General features: G+C 38.4%; 1 protein-coding gene. It reads right to left on the bottom strand.

Features of this window, described 5'->3' with window-relative positions; genetic code table 11:
- On the bottom strand, window positions 1-910 hold a 910-nt coding region (locus H5202_RS23455), incomplete at both ends, for a 7TM diverse intracellular signaling domain-containing protein (RefSeq protein WP_272490489.1).

The raw sequence follows: 910 nt of genomic DNA, 5'->3' as shown, positions 1-910 counted from the left end.
ATTTCTAACTCAAGCGTGCGCTCTTGTACCATTTGCTCAAGTTTTTCACTATTTTCAGCTTCATTCTGTAAAGCTTCTTCACGGATTTCACGCAGTCGTTCTGCTTGTTCTAATGTCTGTTGCTGGATCTCAAATTTGGCTTTGCGCTCATCGCTATAACGTAAGGCGAGTACTGCAGCCATGGTGATTACTTCAAAAGTGATTCCTACCATGACGGGTATTAGTGGTGATATCTTGAGTGTAATTAGCCCGAGATAAATTAGCCCAGTGATAATGCAGCCAGCCATAAAACAAATACGGCCAATAGCATATAAAGGTGCATTACGTTGACCTCCAAAGGCTTGGATCAATGAGAAAGCCATTAGGATTGTACTGATGGTTAGCACTACAAATGCGAGCAGATACAGAGCAAAACTGTAGTTAATAAATGGCATAACAACAGTTAAACCAAAACAAATGACGGCCATCACTCGGCAAATACGCAGCATTTTTAGATTATGATATTTAAGCTGCAATGCTTTTTCAGTAAACATCAATGAAAAGCCCAGTGTTAATGGGGTGATAATGATAAAAATATATTGCTGCATAATCGGCCATTGAGGCCACAAATAGCGAAATGAAACACCATACATTGTCGCCGTGAGCAATGTGAGTCCTAATACATAGCCGCTGTAATAACTATAACTATAAGATGCTGATTCAAAAGCTATAAATAAACTGAACAAACAAATAGCGAGTAATAGTCCTATTTGCATGCCACTGAATAAGTTTTTAGTTTCCGTAAGCCGAGTGAGATCGTTTGATGACCACAATACTAATGGCAAACTGATGCTGCCTTTACTGTCAATTTTCAGATAAAAAGTATGGGTATCACCAGGTTCGAAATTAACTGGATATAAAAAGATATTAC

Source organism: Shewanella sp. SG41-4 (genome assembly GCF_014164505.1).
In the GTDB taxonomy this organism is placed as follows: Bacteria; Pseudomonadota; Gammaproteobacteria; order Enterobacterales; family Shewanellaceae; genus Shewanella.
The sequence above is the reverse complement of the archived record's forward strand: the minus strand, read 5'-3'. Positions and strand labels throughout refer to the sequence as shown.